The organism is Acidobacteriota bacterium (assembly GCA_039030395.1).
In the GTDB taxonomy this organism is placed as follows: Bacteria; Acidobacteriota; Thermoanaerobaculia; order Multivoradales; family JBCCEF01; genus JBCCEF01.
The window spans coordinates 138,075-153,631 of the sequence record JBCCEF010000008.1 but is presented as its reverse complement, the minus strand read 5'-3'; the positions used below and the strand labels follow the sequence as shown (position 1 = coordinate 153,631).

Here is a 15,557-nt window from a genome sequence, read left to right as displayed (position 1 = left end):
TAGGGCCTACAGCCTTCGTGAAATTACAGAGCACTTTTCGTGCCACCGATCAAAATTTTGAAAACGGCCCGAAACCGGCATGAGACAAGGATTTTTGGGCCATCTATCCATTCTCATGGATCATATCCAAGAGATTGGATTCAATCCAATGTGGTGGCCGAAAATCCCCCATAGTTGTTGGGGGGGGGGCTTGACTGGCTCCGAGCCCGAAGGGCGAGGCGGCGGCGTCAGCCGCCGAGATGGGGGTGAGCCCGAAATTGCTGTGCATTTCGGGCGAGGGGGGCGGACAGCCCCCCTAGGAAAGAAATCTAGCAGGGCAGCTGAAAGAACATGGCCGAAGGCCTTTTCAGCAACCTGCTAGAACGAGACCGCGATACCGCCGAGGAGGCGCTTGCGGACGTCGTCTTCCTGCTGCGCGGTGACGTAGGGGGAGGTCCCGCGGCTCAACTCCATATTCAGGTTGAGCGCCCAATCCGCCGCCAGAGCGCGGAGGAAGTTGAGGTCCTGGGTCAGCCGGACCTGTAGGCGCTCGACCTCGTAAGCCTCGGCATTCGAGAGCTGCGACGCCGAGATGGCTTCCAGGTTCTGACGGAGCTGGTGGAAGGCCAGGTACACGCCGGTGGCGGTGGCCTGGAACTGCGTGTCGAGAGAGGTCACCACGTACTCGACATCGTTCTCCCAGGACGTCTCGTTGCCCGCCTGGAACACCCCGCCGCCACCCTGCGCAACGCTCGATTCGAGGCGCGTGAGGATGTTGGGGGAGAGCCGCCGGCTGATCGCGAACTGCACTTCCGGCAGCTCGTCGCCGGGTACCAGGTAGAGGCTCTCGAAGCGGTTGAAGAAGTCTTCGTCGAAGTAGAGCTTCTCGATCTCGTCGTACTCGCGGTGCACCGCGCCGAGGGAGAGCGTCTCGTCGTCGTTCTTCAAGTGGCTGACGGTCAACTGGTAGCAAGACTGGAGGTTCTGGTCGCAGCCGCCGGTCTCGCCGAAATAAGTGGGTACGAAGCCCAGAACCTCCGGCTGGGTGCCGCCGTCGTCAACCTTCTGGCTGATCAAGGCCGAAGCCTGCCAGGCCGGCGCGAGCTGCACCACCACGCCGCCCTGCGGAATCAGCGACATGGCGCCGTTGACCATCGATGCGTAGATGCCGTACTTGACCAGCAGCGTCGGCATGAAGCGCTGCGAGCCGAGGCCGAACACGTCGAAGCGCTCGTGGGCGAAGGCCGGCGCGGTGCCGAGGCGTCCGTCCACGCTGAGGGAGTTCGCTTCCAGCTCGCGGTAGCGCACGCCGGTGTGCAGGGTCGACCGCTCCGTCAGGTCCGTTTCGTAGAAGCCGGCGAGGTGCCAGGAGCGCGATGCGTCCGGCACGGAGATCGGGTCGGTCCAGCCCTGGCGATGGAAGTTGCTCTCGCTGGTGTAGCCGGCGGTGACGTTCGACCGGCCCTTGTCGCCGATGTCGCTCGACACGCTCACCCGGTAGTGCTCCAGGTCGACCGGCAGGCCGTCTCCTTCCATCCGGTTGTTGCGCGACGTCACCGCCACGCGCATGCCTTCGCCGCTCGACATCACCAGCGACAGGGCGCTCATCTCGCCGACCGTCGACGACCCCGCCTCGCTCGCCGACACCGCCGTCGGTTCGAGCTGCATGAAGTCGCCGGCCAGGCCGAGGCGCATCTCGCCGACGCGGCCGGCGATGTCCACCTGGCCGCCCATCACCTGGCTGTCGCCGCCGGCGGCGATCTCGTCCACTCCGGAGCGCACGGCCATGCGCGTTTCAAAGCGCGGCGGCAGGGCGGAGGCTACCTGGAAGGCAGCGGCCCCCTCCCTGGCGGCGCGTCGCGTCTCGGCGGCGATCGTGGCGATCTCGATCTCGCGCAGGATGTCCGACGGCACCCCCGCCCGAGCGGCCCAGAAGCCCGAGGCCGGTTCGCTGAAGTCCGACTTCATCTCCGCCAGACGCAATTCCAGGAACTGGTCCATCTCGGCGGTGATGCGCTTGACCTTGAGCACTCCCGGCAAGAAGCCGGGCTTGTGGGCGATGATCTTGTAGAGGCCCGCCGGCACGGACTCGAACAAGAACCGCCCGTCCGCGTCCGTCGAGACCTTGTGGAAGCTTGAATCGGTGAGCTGGTAGGCGTAGACCGTGGCGGCCGCCAGCGGTGCCTTGGTTCCGAGCACCCGCCCGCCAATCCCCGGCACGCTGGCCGCGGGGCGGGTCACCCGAGACGCCGGCGCGCCGTCCGCGGCCGGAGGCGCCGCCAGCACCGACACCGCCGGCAAACCGGCGAGGGCCCCAAGGAGGGCCGCGGCGAGGGCTGGGATGTGCGCTGGTCGTCTCATGAAGCTGGTTCTCGACATGCCTACAGGCTTTGAAGTATAGGTCCCGGTGGGCCTCCAGTCAATTCGCTCCCGGCTGTGGCCTGCTCCTCCGGACTGCGGGCGATGACAAACCCTTCGACCCGCCGAACGCCGCCCTGCCGAAGGCATTGCGCCGCTGCCCGCAGGGTGGCGCCGGTGGTCAACACATCGTCCACCAGAAGCACGCCCTCGCCGGACAGTTTTTGTTGATACGTCGCCGACAGCCGAAAAGATCGGCGGGGATTGCGTAGGCGCTCCCGGCGGCCGAGGCCGGTTTGCGGCGGCGTGGCCCGGGGACGGCGTAGGGCGCGGATCAGCGGCAGTTCCAGGCGTTCGGCGAGGGGCCGGGCGATGGCCTCCGCCTGGTTGTAGCCGCGCTGGAGGCGCCGTCGCCAATGGAGCGGAATCGGGACCACCCACTCGATCGGCGGGCCTGTTCTTCCCTTCAGCCTTTCCGCCAGGCGCCGCGGCCCGATTTCCTCCAGCGCGCCGAGGGCGAGGTCCCCTCCCAGGTGCTCCAGGCGGCGGAACTTGAGAGCCTGCACCACGCTGTCCAGGGGCGGCAGGTAGCGCCAGGGGATCCACAGGCGATCCAGCTCCGGCGTCCGGACGATGCAGGCGGTGCAGGTTGCGAGTTCCGGATCCGCCAGCGGCCGGGCGCAGCGCCGGCAGCTCGGTCCGCGCCGGGGACTCAGGCGCCCCCGGCAGGGGCGACAGAGCATCAGCCGCGGGGCCGGCGCGGCCAGCGGCCGGCCGCAACCCAGGCACGGGCACGGTAGAACGAAGTGCACCCAGTCGTTCCACAGGGCGCGCGGTCCGATGGGTGGATCTGTGACGGTCATGGCGGTGGCTCCGTAGGATCTGGTCGAGGAACCGCGAGGCGGTGAACTCCTACTGCCAGTCGCGCTCTCCGCCTCGCGGTTCACTCGCCAAGGTTTTCGTGACCCGGGGAGGCCGCTGCCACGGCCCCCTCGATCCATGGAGACGCAAAGGACGGCGCTATACTCCCGGCGCACTCGAAACGTCAGCCTCCGGGTAGGAGATGCCGTCGCCGTGACTTTCGCCATCAGAACTTCTCGTTGAAGGGGAACCCTTGAGCCGCCACATTCGAATCCTAGGAACGACCTTGCTCCTCGTGGGGCTCTTGGCGATACCGAGCGCCGCCGGCGCCCAGGACCGCAACCTGTTCACCGTCACCGCCCTGGGAGCCCTCGGCGGCTCCCTCGATGCGGACCGTGGCGATGGCGTCGAGAACACCGGTTTCCAGCTCGGCTTTTCGATGGTCACCGAGCCGCGCACCCACGTCGGCGTGCGGGTGGGCCAGCTCCACTTCGACGATCCGCTCGAGTCCTTCTTCGACGCGGACCTTTCCTACCTCACCCTGGCCGGCGAGTACCGCTACGACGAAGGTGTGTACGACTCGGGGATCTACCTGGGCATCGGCGGCTACCAGCTCGAAGGTTCCAGCTTCGCCGGCCGCGGCCTGGACGAAACCGCCTTCGGCGCCGTCCTGGGCTTTACCGGGGAGTTTCCGATCACCCAGCGCTTCGGCTTTGCGCTAGAGCTTTCAGGGCACTTCGTGGATTTTGACGAGACGCAGCTCTTCGCCATAGGCCACGCCGGAATCTCGTACCGGTTTTAGGTCGCGAGCGAGTCGCTGCGCTCCTCCGTCGCGCCCGATAACCGCCGCTCGATTTTTTGGTTTTTGGGGGGCTGTTCCAGCTCCCCTCGGCACGAAAAAATACGATTTCTCGAGCCACTCCCCGAGCCGAGCCTGAAGTCCCGGCTCGCTCTTGCGGGTTCGCGGCGTTGGCGGCCCGTTCAAGTTCGCCACCTGTGGCTCTCAGGCGATCGAAAGGATCTACGTGTTGTAGGTCAAGAACTGCTCCGCGCGTCCAGCGCCTCCTCGATGACCCGGCGTTCCTTGGGCCGATCCCAATCGATCGCCCCTTCCCACTTGTGGATCACCCGGCCGTCCACCACCAGGTAGGTTTCCGGCAGCTTGCGGGTGCCGTAGCGGTGGGCGACGTCCCAGTTGGGGTCGTAGAGCATCATCATCGCCCGCTTGCCGACGAAAGGTTCCACCTTCTCCAGCGTATCGTTGACGGCGATCATCACCAGGTCGAAGTCCGGCCGGTCGGAGAGGTCCGCGAACAGGCGGTCGAGGGCCGGGAGTTCGGTGATGCAGGGCGGGCACCAGGTGGCCCAGAAATGCACCAGGGTCACCGGCGCCAGGCGTGGCGCCAGGGTTTGCGGCCGGCCGTCGCCGTCGAGCAGGAAGCCGCCGGGCTCGTCGAAACTGCTGTCGCCTTTCGGCCAGAACAAGGCCACCGCGGCGAGAATCGCCAGGGCCGCCATCGCCCACTTCGCCTGTTGGCCCATCGGCTTGGCTTGGCGAGGGGATCCCTCGGAGGATTCCGCCGGCGTCAAGTCGAAGGCGGTGTCCACCGGCGGTTCGGTCTCGGGGGGCGAGGGTTCAGTATCGAGGGTCATCAGGAATTCCGGTCGCCGCGAGTCGGTTGGCCCACTGTGGACGAAACGAGCGACGGACGGAGAACACATTGTACAACCGCGATGAATCCCTATCGGACCCACCCCGCAAGGCCTTTCTCCTCGGCCTGCACCTCAAAGGCGACTCGGCCATCGAGGTGGAGGAGCATCTGGCGGAGCTGGCGGAACTGACCACGAGCGCCGGCGTTGAAGTGGTTGGCCACGACATCCAGCGGCGTCCCACGCCGCACCCGGCCACCTTCATCGGGTCTGGCAAGGCGGAAGCGGCGGCGGCGGCCGCCAAAGAACTCGGCGCCGACGTGTTGATCTTCGACGACGACCTCACCGCCAGCCAGGTGAAGAACCTTGAGAAGATCGCCGAACTGCAGGTGATGGACCGCAGCTCGCTGATCCTGGAAATTTTTAACCAGCGGGCGCGCACCCGTGAGGCGCGCACCCAAGTCGAGCTGGCGCAGCTTCGCTACACCCTGCCGCGTCTCACCCGCATGTGGAAGCACCTCTCCCGCCAGGGCGGCGGCATCGGCGTACGCGGCGGTGAAGGTGAGAAGCAGATCGAGGCCGACCGGCGGATCCTGCGGCAGCGCATCGGCCGCCTCGAACGCGACCTACAGAAGATTGAGAAAACCCGCGCCGTGCAGCGCCACAGCCGGCGAGACGTGCTGTCCGTTGCGCTGGCGGGCTACACCAACGCCGGCAAGACCACTCTCTTCAACCAGCTCACCAAGGCCGACGAGAAGGCCAAGAACCAGCTCTTCGCCACCCTCGACGCCCGGCTGCGCAAAGGCGCCCTGGGACCCGGCCGCATCGCCGTCTTCGCCGACACGGTGGGCTTCATCCGCAAGCTGCCCCACCACCTCGTCTCCTCCTTCCGCAGCACCCTGGAAGAGGCGACGGCGGCGGACCTGGTGCTCCACGTCATTGACCGCAGCCATCCGGCCTGGGAAGACCAGGCCGCAGTGGCGGAAGAGGTCCTTGCCGATTTGGGGGTCGAAGCCGAGCGCATCCTGCGGGTCTACAACAAGGCCGACCGCCTCCACCAGGAGGGCGGTCCGTCGGCCGACGGCATCTGGATCTCGGCCCTCTCCGGCGACGGTCTCGACGACCTGCGCGACGCCATCCTGCACCGCGCCGAAGCCCTCGGCCAGCCCGTCGATCCCCCCTGGCCGGAAGCCGTCCAGCAACGCATCGACGCCGCCGAAGCGGCCCTGGCCGAAGACCTTTGAGCGCAGTCTTCGGGCCGCGTTGACAGGCGCTGGAGCGGCGAATACACTACCGACCTTCGCGTGGGGCCGTAGCTCAGTTGGGAGAGCGCCTGAATGGCATTCAGGAGGTCGTCGGTTCGATCCCGATCGGCTCCACCAAATCCTTTCGCTTTCAGCTCAGGTTTTGGCGAACCCGATCGGGCTCGGTGGCAGTGATCCGGCTGACCAGCCGGATCACAACGGAGCGATCCCTTTCTGCTCGGCTCCACCAAATCCTTTCGCTTTCAGCTCAGAACTTGATGGAGCCGGTCGGGCTCGGTGGCGGCGCTCCGGCTGTGAGCCATCGTCGAGTGGAGCGGCTCCACCAGTCAACTCAACAACTTACACCAAGCTCACGTGTTGAAACGAGTGCGCGAGTCGCCGCTGAGTAGCCACGCCAGCGGTGCTCACAGGATTCCCGTCGCAGAATCTCGCCGAAGTATCCAGTTTCGCGACCGTCAGGAATCATGCTCGCGTACTGGTGGTGGTCACGCACAGCAAGGCACTAGAGTGGAGCGACCAGCAGTTGGGCGCAGCTGGCCTGCTCCTCGACCGGGTCGCAGTCGTTGTGCGTGAGAGGAGACGAGACTGAACAATGAGTGAGTCTCCATGGGTATCAAAGATAGTGATGTGCAGATGCGGATGCGTACACCCTCAAGTCCCCTCATTCCTGCACGCCTGGCAGGGCTTCCGATGTATCTGCCTGGCACTCGCTTTCGGAATCGCAAGGATGCTTGCTGGGTCGGAGCGTGCAAGTCTTGTGCAAGAGAGCCGAGAATGAAAAACGCTGCCCCTGCTGGTTACGAAGACCTTCTCTGGGCTACGACTCACGACGGCAGCAATGGATCCATCCGCCAGCGCAAGGCCGCCGAAGACAAATAGCCACAAAGCCGGCTGAGTCGCAGTCGCACCGAGTCTATCCAGGCCAAATGCGGCAACAAGCGCGAGTAGCGGTACTCTTGCCAATCTAAGCGTGTCAACTGATTTCACGAGGACGCCTCGCCATCCACGGTCGGTGTACCCTTGAAGCATCCACGGTACCGCGCCAAGGAAAATCGATGCCGCAGCAGTTACCATTGCTAGCCACCTCCCGATGGCGCGCTGCGTTGCCCGCAAGCGTTCTGCTGAAGTGGCGTCCGTGATCTCATCGAGCGCGGCATCGAGCGGCTTCTCGATCTCAGTTGAGAGGAAACGCTCTATACCTCTCATCCTAATTCGTCGCAGTGCCCTGTCAGCTTCCTGTTCGTTGATCTGGCTCAGTACCTTCTTCTTGACCGCCTCAATCTGCCTCTCATGGAGGTACGATGTGGATCGCTTCGGCGCCCGGTCTGCCACCGAGCCGAATTCGGAGAATAGAATCGGAAGTGCGAGGTAGGTGAATGTCGCGACACTCAGGACAAGAATCGCTATGTCGAGAGAGCGGGACGCACGGATGCCGGGATGTGAGTAGAGGCGCCAGAGATTCTCTTGCTGCGTTTTTGATGTGATGAGTTCGCGAAGAGTCCAGAGCGCGAAGAGAACCACCATGACAATGGTGGCAATCACTGCCGTTCTCTGAGAGAAGACTACTTCAGGATCACGAATTCCGGCGACGTCAATCCACACCCATATCCCGATCCCAGCGAAGACCGTCGCCAGCACCGCCTTCAAAGCTTGTCGGTCCTGCCAGTCTTCGAGTCCGGCCTGAGCGTTGTGTACCGATGCTGGAGCACTGGTCAGAAGCAGCCGGTCCTTTACGCGGAACATTACCTGCATAAGATCTGCCGGATTTGGGCCTGTTTCTTGCGGTCGTCCGCGGGTACCACATGCCACACGAGCAACTGCACGAGATCGTCAGCTTCGCACTCGACAACAACCACGAGCTGCTTCTGGCGGCAGACGGTTCTTCAACGGGCAACGCCCTGCTAGTTGGTCGCACCACCTGTTCGCCCATTCCCAATCAGCTTGCATGACCGGCGGCACGATCGGCGCCAGTGAATTCTGTTTGGGCCCAAATCCAGCCGGCAATTCTCGTCGATCAGGTTGCTAGAACTTTGTCTCGTGCCCTGCGAAGCTTGGAGCCGACCTGTAGCAAGCGTCGAATCTCTCCGGGGTCTATGCCCAATGCGTCGGTGGCTTGCCTGTTCTCGCTGCATGGGCCCAGTACGGCGGACAAGAAAGACCTGAGTCTGGAGGCGTCGGCGATTGCGTGAGGACTTCCGTCTTGGGTCGATCTGGACTCCGCCCGGTGGACAGCTTCCTCCCTTGCTCTTTGAATCGCTTTTTCCATCTCGAGGAATTCGGCGGCGATGTCAGGGTCGAGGCTCGCTCCAATCAGGGCAGGTTGGGCCTCGTCGTTCTGAGAGTTCTTAGATTTTGAGATGATCATCTCGCTTTCGTCAGTCGCTTTCGAGAGTCAGTTCCGATTGCTTCCAGCCCATTGTTCTTATTGAGATTCCTTGTGTCAAGGTTATCTCTTGTCGAGAGGAGGATTGCTGGTAGGTGAAGGGTCGCCTCCGTAGAGTTTGCGAATGAGATCCTCATTATTTACCACTGATGTCAGTCTTATGCCAAGTATTCGGTAGGCCAGCCGAAGCATCGGCAGGGCTGCCAGATAGCGATCAGGAGTTAGTGCATTTGCCGTAGGCGACTTGAAGGACAGAATGCCAATAGGCCGGAAGTTTGAAGGGCTCTGGATCTCGCGGACGTAGATCACGACGCTGAGGATTGACTTTACATACACTCTTTGCTCACGGTCTGGGCGATAACGCGCGTCGGGGATCGCTCCCTGCTCGGAAAGCCACTTGTCCGTGTCCTCGATGCAATCAAAACAGTTGTCGTGCATTGCAAGGTCGTCTCTTGCGGCGCGAAACCTCTCTATTAGCCAGTCCGGCCGTTCTCCCGGGGGTACCGGCTTGGCCGCAACATAACCCTGGCGACGAGGGATGTAGGTTATGACCGGCAGGAAGAAATCATTTTCTGGGGGCAGCTTTAAGAGAAGTTCACAACGTATCTGCCCAGGACGAGCCTCCCTGTCAAGGAGCATTGCGCAAAACTGTAAAAGGCCGTAGAGGTATCTGCGCAGCTCCATCGGAGAGTAGTGCTCGGTGATTCCCGGATCTAGTATGGCCTTCTCCATTGGCTCTCGCAGGGTCTGGACCATGAGGTCCATAGCCGCTGTTCGCACCTTCCGGGGGACGTCTGCCCGTGACTCTGTCAATTCATCGGACGTCAACTCGTCCAATTCCTGCATGAGTTGATCGAGTTGTTGAAATGTCTGCTCGAGTAGTTCGGACAGGTCGGAGTAGTCGCTCGTTAGGCGGACAAGTCTCCGAGCGATGGCAGCCTGATTCTCTAGCTTCTTTCCAACTCGATAAACCGTAGCCAGAATCGTAAGTAGGCCATAGGAAACTATTATGCCTATGATGTATGGGGTGGATTTCACGACAGCAAAGTTGGCGAGAATAGGGTAGAGGGTCGTGCCGAAAGCAGCCAGCAAGGCGACTGGAGCAGCAACGCGAACCGCCTGAGCCAGAGAGAAGTCGCCACCAAGTGAAGATGCTAACTCGAGCAGAGAACTCTCTTCTTCGTCTGAGTAATTGGCCGCACCCGATGCAGGCATTGGACCCCCCAATTGATTCCCGAGAGTGATTCAGTGAGCATTAGACCCGCTGATGCTAGACATTATCGATTTAGGAGTCAACAAAGCGTCATCAATTTTGAAGACGAAAATGGGGCGTAAGTGGTAAGTAGGCAAAGTGTTTTTGATCCATTCCTCTGACCGCCATGGATTGCTGACCCATTGATTGATTTGACATTGGCGTCTGGCTGCACCTATCCTGCTGATCCAGGAAATTGCCGGAAAAAGGAGGAAATAGCAGGATGCAGCGGGGTCGCATGAGTAATGCCAGATTCTGGGCAGGGCTGAGGAGTGGCTTCTTCTTGCCGGCTAATTTTGGGGCTTGCTAGAGATGCCACCTAAGAAAAACGACGAACCATCGGTGAGTCCGCAGCCTACGCTCCGAGGTCGGAATGCTTGGGTGTTCGAGCGTCTACATCAGGCGCGCGGCGGCTCTATTGCGGAAGTTGCGGCGTGGATGATGGATCGGTGGATTGATGGTGATGGTATGGAGGTGCTGCGGCGGAACTACGATATTGACCCTAGAGACTACTCGAAAGAATCAAATGTCGTCTCGATCAAAGCCGGAAAACGGTAAGTACGCTGCGGTTCAGCATCGGTGGCGTACAGTTAGATTGGATCTTGAAGAGAGAAGGAGTCAACTTTCGACCCCTGATCCAATAGGCGAGGGCAGGTTGCTCTCGGCCCTTTCATCCGCTCTTGATTCACACGGTCCACGGTCTTCTAGGGATTCCGATGGGAAGAATCGTTCGGTCGACCTCGATCTGGCACGCGTCCGGGTCGGTACGGCAAAGTTGCTAGCCGAGGGGTCGCTCACCCTGAATGAGCGAAATGCGGCAGGAAATCTCAAGCGTGAATTGCGCTTGAGGATTGCAAAAGCGCATGAGCGCGAGAGTCTTCTTTTGGGTCCTCTAGCTTCGACGCAGGGCAGCACGCAGGCGAAAGGGAGGGCCAAGGGCTTCTCCACTTTGACTTCTAGAGCGCTGCGTCTACTTGGCAAGGTCGAGAGCGATGGAGTCCTCTCGCACCAAGATTCCGATGAACTCCTTGCTCTGGTAGGCGGCGGTGATGTTGATGAGATCGCGGAAACCCTGTCTCAACCCGACGACTGTCCTAGTCCTTCGGATCCTGAGCCAGGAATGAGTGCTGAGGCGGGAGCAACCGAAGAATCTGAAACTTCTTCTGGTAGAGACGAGCCTCTGATCTTCCCGATCGCCACGTCTCGCTGATTCTGAGAGGCGTCGTAGCAGTAGTTGCCCTAGAGTACAAGTGAACTTGAGCCCGGCGCCGAGAGCGGCCCGGCAGGAGATCATCCGGCGCCGGCCTGATCCAGCGCCTCGAACCGCTCCAGGGCCTCGCGGGTCCAGCGGGAGTTTGGGCCTTTCATCTCCATTAGGTTAGTGGCGCTCTCTTCAAGGAGGGGGCGGGCTTCTGCCGTTCGGCCCTGCGCGGCCAGCGCGGCGCCGAGTAGGCTTCGCAGGTCATGGTATCGCCAGGAAGAGGAGGGGAAGGGTGTGTCGTCGCTTTCGAAAAGGGGGCGGAGTACGACTTCAGCCTCGGCGGACTTGCCAGAAGCAAGGAGCATGGCTGCGTAGTGGCGGTCGATGGCGGCGGCGTCTCTTGACCCGGGCTTCTCAGCCTGAATGGTCGCGCGCGCATCAACAATCGAGGCTCGAGCTTGGTCCAGATCGCGCGAGTCTCTTCTTCCAAGGAGTGCTGAGGCCAATCCGGCTTGTACGCGGGCCGTTCGCCAGTCGCCGGCTCCGTGCAATTTGAGACGAGTGGTCAATAATTCTCGGTAAAGAGAAATCGCACCGTCAAACCGACCGGAGTCGTTTAGCAAGGCGGCGAGGTTCGACTGCGAACGCTCGATCAAGAGACTCGCAGGATCGACCTCGATTCGGATCGACAGCGATTCCCTGAGCATTGCCTCTGCCTCAGCAATCCGTCCCGTCTCCCACAGGAAGATTCCGAGTTGGTTCAATGTCCTTGCGGTTTCCATTGATCGAGGTCCGATCAATGTTCTCCTGACCGGAAGAGAACGCCGATACTGTATCTCTGCCTTTGAAAGTTCGCCCAGGTCCTTCCATGCCCCAGCTAGATTGTGGCGGATATCGGTTATCTGCTCGGCCGTCTCTGGCCTTGCGGGACTCAATGTCTGGAGAGCTTTTCGGTAGAGGCGAATGGCTTCCCGAGGGTGGCCGTTCTCGGCATATGCTCGTCCCATGTTGTTGAAGAGACCGCCCAGCTCCAGTTCATTCTGCGAGCCCGATGAAATATAAAGGCCTTCTGCTTGCTTGAGAGCTTCTCTTGCGGCTTCGAACTCTTCGATGCCCAGTAGGATCTTTCCCAGGTCCTGCAAGATGTCCGCGAGATCCAAAGGCCTAAAAGAGTCGCTCTCGTTGATCAGCGCTCTGAGAGCATCTTGGGCGGATGCTTCGGTTGACCGCTCCCGGGTCGGATCGATTAGCTCGAGCAGGCTGCCGTAGGCCTCTTTCCAACCCTCCGCTCGATTCTCTTCGAGGCCGGATCGCACCCGCTCTCCCAGGAACAACCCCAGCCCCACCAGCACCAGCACCACCACCCCCAACCCCACCGCAAGCTCCTTCCTCCGCCTCCGAATCAACCGCCCCGCCACGTACTTCCACGAATAGGGCTGCGCCGAGACCGGCAGCTTTCGCAGGTGCCGGTCGAGGTCGGTGCTCAGGGCGTCGGCGGAGGTGTAGCGGTCTTGGGCGTCCCAGGCGAGGGCCTTGAGGGTGATGGCGTCGAGGTCGCCTCGGACTTGCTGACGCCGGTCTTGGGCCGCGGCTTTGGCCTCGGGGGTTTCGGCCTGGGCAGCCTCTGCCTGGAGGACTCGGCTGGGCAGTGGCAAGGGGTCGTCGGCGTGGGCTCGGGGCTCCGGGGCCTTGCCGGTCAGCAGCAAGTGGAGCAGGCAGCCGAGGGCGTAGATGTCGCTGCCGGTGGTGACGTTGCTGCCGGCGACGAGCTCGGGGCTGGAGTAGCCGGGGGTGCCGAGGCGGACGGTCAGGGAGCGGGTTTCGTCGTCCGGGCTCTGGCGCAGGACTTTGGCGATGCCGAAGTCCAAGAGCTTCGGTGTGCCGTCGGCGGTGACGAGGATGTTCGAGGGTTTGAGGTCGCAGTGGACGATCAACCGCTGGTGGGCGGCGTGGACGGCGTCGCAGATCTTGCGCAGCAGTTCGATGCGGGCCGGCAGGTCGAGGTTTTCTTCCTGGCAGTAGTGGTCGAGGCGCCGGCCGTTGACCGGCTCCATGACCAGGTAGGGCAGGCCGTCTTCGGTGGTGCCGCCGTCGAACAGGCGGGCGATGTGCGGGTGGTCGAGGCCGGCGAGGATCTGGCGTTCGCTGCGGAAGCGGCGCACGAAGTCGCCGGTGTCGAATCCCCGGCGCAGGATCTTGATGGCGACTTTCTGTTCGAACCCCCCTTCGATACGGCTGGCCTGGTAGACGACGCCCATGCCGCCGCGGGCGATCTCCGCATCCAGCCGGTAGGGACCCATGCGCTGGCCGGCGCGGTACTCCGGTGACCGCCCGGCGATGAGGTCGAGCAGTGGGGATTCGAGGTCGGTGGTCTCGCTCTCGAGGGCCAGGTAGCCCTCGATCTCCGCTTTGAGATCGAGGTCGTCACCGCAGGCGCTGTCCAGGAAACTGGCGCGAAAGTCCGGGTCGAGATCCAGCGCTCGATCGAGCAGCGGCTTGATCTCGGGCCAGCGGTTGTCGGTCATGGATGAGCTTGGAGAGTCTTGGATAGCGTGATTTTAGGGCGGGGCTTCTGGCGGTGGCTCCTCTTTCTCTAGCGTATTCATGAGTGCTCACGGATCAGTGGGTTCAACTTTCTTTTTGCTTTCAACAAGGCGCTTCTTGAGCCAGTACCTTGCCGTGCGCCAGTCGCGTTTGACGGTGGACTCGGAGATTTCCAGCAGTTCCGCGATCTCCGCCACCTGCAAGCCGAGAAAGTACCGCAGCATGACCACCCGTGCCTGGCGCGGGTCGACCTCTTCCAGCTCTTCCAGGGCGGCGTTCAGGTCGAGGATCTGGGCGCTGGAAGGCGTGGACGAGAGCAGGCTCGCGATGCCTGTGTCCAGAGGCAGGTCGCCGGTGCCTCCGCCGCGTTTGCTCGCATTGCGCTTGCGGGCGTAATCCACCAGAAAGTGCCGCATGACGTCGGCGGAGAAGTTGAAAAAGTCCTTGCGATTCTCCAACTCGACTTCTTTCTGACCGCGCAGGCGGAAGTAGACCTCGCTCACCAGGGCCGTGGGTTGCAGAGTGTGGGTGTCCGACTCGCGCTGAAAGAAAAACCGCGCCATGCGGTGTAGATCGTCGAACACCAACGGCAGCAGCCGGTCGAGAGCTGCGCTCTCGCCCCCGCTCCAGGCTCGCAAGAGGCCGGTGATCTCGGAATTTTCCGGGGTCATGGCGGCCGAGTATACAGCCCTTCAAGGTGTTCGGACTTCCCCCTTTCCGCCATTTCGAGGCGTCGTTGTCAAACATCCGGCCACTTTCCGGAAGGCGTCGTTAGATCCCCATTGAGGTCGCTGCAAGGCGCGCCGAGATCTCCACGTGAACTGCCCGATTTTGATCGGGACCCCTGGATTCACCGAGGACCCTCCGGGGTCCTCGAGGAGGTGTCATGTTCTTGCAAATCGGTAGGAAGGCTTGTGGTTCGTCGTGGTTTGTGGGTTGGGTCCTTGCGCTGTGGATGTGTGCTCCCGTCGGCGCTTGCGAAGGTGCCTGGGCGTTGGCCGCCGGGGAGAAGTTGGCCTGGAGCGGCAGTCCGGACGCCGAGGGTGAGGTCTTCGCTCTGCGGGTGGAAGGTCCCGGCTGGTTGGCGGTGTCGGTGGATGCCGTGGGGCTCGACGGTGTGTCCCACCCGGTGTGGATCGAGGCGCACCGCGGTTCCTGCGATGCCGCAGCGGAGAGTTCTCTCGGCAGCGGTTTGATCCGGGTCGGCGGTGCTGGCACGGTGTTTCTGCGGGCCGGTCTGGTGTCGGTGAAGCACGCCGGCGAGCCGCTGGACCTGCGACTGACCAGCGAGCTGTTCCCGGCGGTCGTCCGCCGGATCTCCGGCCGGACCGGTGACGGCAGTGGTGATGGCGATGGTGACGGCGGCGATGACACCGAGGAGGAAGACGACGAGGTGCTTCCCCTGATGTCGCCGGAGAACTGCCCCGATTCGATGCCTGCGGCGGCGGGTTTCTGGACGCCGATGTACGGCGATTTGCCGGTGACCCTCGGCCGGATCGCCGGTTCGACCGGCGACGGTGGGGGCGGCGACGGCGGCGGTGATGGCGGAGGCGATGGCGGCGATGACACCGAGGAGGAGGACGACGAGGTGTTGCCCCTGGTCGCGCCGCCGGTGAAGTGTCCGACGGCCTCTCCGGCGGTGTCGGCCCCGGCGCTCACCGCCTCGCTGGGTATCCACTGCGGTGACTCCGATGACTTCTCCTTTTGTGCCCGGCGCCTCCGTTTCGGTCGTGCGGTGAAGGGCGCTTTCGAAGGCGCTGAAGTCGTCGATCGGGATGTCTACCGTTTCTCGTTGGATACGGCTCGCACCGTCGAGGTGCAGGCGATGGGAGTGGCCCGCTGGGCGCTCGTCGATGCCTTCGGCCGCACGCTGGCCGAGTCCGGCGACGATACCCGTTTCCTGGCGGCGAGGCTGCCGCGGGGTGACTACTTCCTGCGGGTGGAGGGCTCTGTCGGGGATTACCGGTTGATGCTGCGAACGGCAGCTCACCGCTAGGCAGGGCAAGCTAGGTCGCCGGCGGTCGTTCTCCGCGGTCCTGGGGTGTAGGTGCGCCTCGGGGCCGC

Annotated in this window: 10 protein-coding genes and 1 tRNA gene; 4 read left to right on the top strand and 7 right to left on the bottom strand. The window is 62.7% G+C overall.

Translation table 11 applies throughout. From position 1 onward, the window contains the following. Positions 1-357: 357 nt before the first annotated feature. Together AAF481_10420 and AAF481_10415 are read right to left on the bottom strand one after the other, a co-directional pair. Complete coding sequence (locus AAF481_10420; GenBank protein ID MEM7481576.1) at positions 358-2,340, bottom strand: carboxypeptidase-like regulatory domain-containing protein; 1,983 nt, start codon at positions 2,338-2,340, stop codon at positions 358-360. A 20-nt stretch (positions 2,341-2,360) separates the two neighbouring features. Next, positions 2,361-3,200, bottom strand: a complete 840-nt coding sequence (locus tag AAF481_10415; protein ID MEM7481575.1) for a ComF family protein — start codon at positions 3,198-3,200, stop codon at positions 2,361-2,363. Positions 3,201-3,484: 284 nt separating this feature from the next. On the opposite strand from AAF481_10415, the gene AAF481_10410 reads away from it, so the two are divergent. Continuing rightward, positions 3,485-4,000 (top strand): hypothetical protein, encoded by a 516-nt coding sequence (locus AAF481_10410; GenBank protein ID MEM7481574.1) that lies wholly within the window; start codon positions 3,485-3,487, stop codon positions 3,998-4,000. A gap of 233 nt (positions 4,001-4,233) precedes the next feature. Here AAF481_10410 and AAF481_10405 read toward each other — a convergent pair whose 3' ends face one another. Continuing rightward, positions 4,234-4,851: a TlpA disulfide reductase family protein gene (locus AAF481_10405; protein ID MEM7481573.1), complete on the bottom strand. Its 618-nt coding sequence runs from the start codon at positions 4,849-4,851 to the stop codon at positions 4,234-4,236. Positions 4,852-4,919: 68 nt separating this feature from the next. On the opposite strand from AAF481_10405, the gene hflX reads away from it, so the two are divergent. Both hflX and AAF481_10395 read left to right on the top strand, forming a co-directional pair. Then, positions 4,920-6,092, top strand: a complete 1,173-nt coding sequence (gene hflX / locus AAF481_10400; protein MEM7481572.1) for a GTPase HflX — start codon at positions 4,920-4,922, stop codon at positions 6,090-6,092. A gap of 62 nt (positions 6,093-6,154) precedes the next feature. After that, positions 6,155-6,230 (top strand) — tRNA-Ala (locus tag AAF481_10395). Positions 6,231-6,764: 534 nt separating this feature from the next. Here AAF481_10395 and AAF481_10390 read toward each other — a convergent pair. The 4 genes from AAF481_10390 to AAF481_10375 all read right to left on the bottom strand — a co-directional run bounded on the left by AAF481_10390 (position 6,765) and on the right by AAF481_10375 (position 14,164). Further along, positions 6,765-7,865 (bottom strand): hypothetical protein, encoded by a 1,101-nt coding sequence (locus AAF481_10390; GenBank protein ID MEM7481571.1) that lies wholly within the window; start codon positions 7,863-7,865, stop codon positions 6,765-6,767. Between the two features lie 694 nt (positions 7,866-8,559). Next, positions 8,560-9,711, bottom strand: coding sequence for a hypothetical protein (locus AAF481_10385; protein ID MEM7481570.1), 1,152 nt, complete (start codon positions 9,709-9,711; stop codon positions 8,560-8,562). Positions 9,712-11,038: 1,327 nt separating this feature from the next. Next, a complete protein-coding gene (locus AAF481_10380) occupies positions 11,039-13,474 on the bottom strand; it encodes a serine/threonine-protein kinase (GenBank protein MEM7481569.1) in 2,436 nt (811 codons plus the stop codon). An 87-nt stretch (positions 13,475-13,561) separates the two neighbouring features. Beyond that, positions 13,562-14,164, bottom strand: coding sequence for an ECF-type sigma factor (locus AAF481_10375; protein MEM7481568.1), 603 nt, complete (start codon positions 14,162-14,164; stop codon positions 13,562-13,564). A gap of 215 nt (positions 14,165-14,379) precedes the next feature. Here AAF481_10375 and AAF481_10370 point away from each other — a divergent pair, with 215 nt between their 5' ends. Continuing rightward, the gene (locus tag AAF481_10370; protein ID MEM7481567.1) at positions 14,380-15,489 is read left to right on the top strand and encodes a hypothetical protein; all 1,110 of its coding nucleotides are present in this window, start codon (positions 14,380-14,382) and stop codon (positions 15,487-15,489) included. The last annotated feature ends 68 nt before the right edge of the window (positions 15,490-15,557 follow it).